Below are 743 nucleotides of genomic sequence, written 5' to 3' on the forward strand. Positions count from 1 at the left end.
AAATCCGGTGCCGGTAGAGCCCGACGGTCAATTTTGCCGTTAGGCGTCAGCGGGAAAGCCTCAAGGGTGACGAAGGCGCCCGGTAACATATAGTCGGCAAGATGCTGAGCGAGCTGTTGACGCAGTTCGGCGGGCACCAGTTCAACATTATCCAAAGGCCGGACATAGGCAACCAGCCGTTTTTGTCCCCCGGTTTTTTCAGCAGAAATCTCTTCATATGGATTTTCATTCAGCTCTTCACGTAAGTCTTCACACCGGTCTTCACGCAAAAGAACCACCGCTTCACGTACCCCGTCACACTGCATCAATCTGGCTTCGATTTCACCGAGTTCAATACGGAAGCCGCGCAGTTTGATCTGAAAATCATTGCGGCTGGTATATTCAACATGGCCGTCAGACAACCAGCGGCCCAGATCGCCGGTTTTGTACATACGCGCATCCGATTCGGCAGAGAACGGATCAGGCAGGAAGCGTTCCGCCGTCAGTTCAGGGCGGTTCAGATAACCGCGGGCAACCCCTGCGCCGGCGATATAAATTTCACCAATGACACCGAGGGGAGCTGGCTGGCCTTGTTTATCCAGAATATAAATCCGGGTATTACTGATTGGCCGCCCGATGGGGATTTTTCTGCCGTCATTTTCATCGGCAGCTATCAATGGCATTTCATAGGCAGTGGCGAAAGTGGTTGTTTCCGTTGGGCCATAGACATGCAGTAAGTGCTCAGGTGGGTGATCAGATCGCAG

General features: G+C 52.9%; 1 protein-coding gene. It reads right to left on the reverse strand.

The features are described 5' to 3' along the window. Positions 1-743 (reverse strand): AMP-binding protein (locus tag Xind_RS19685; RefSeq protein WP_187650961.1); only part of this gene is annotated, 743 nt, incomplete at both ends.

This window comes from Xenorhabdus indica (assembly GCF_014467235.1).
GTDB classification, from domain to species: Bacteria; Pseudomonadota; Gammaproteobacteria; order Enterobacterales; family Enterobacteriaceae; genus Xenorhabdus; species Xenorhabdus indica.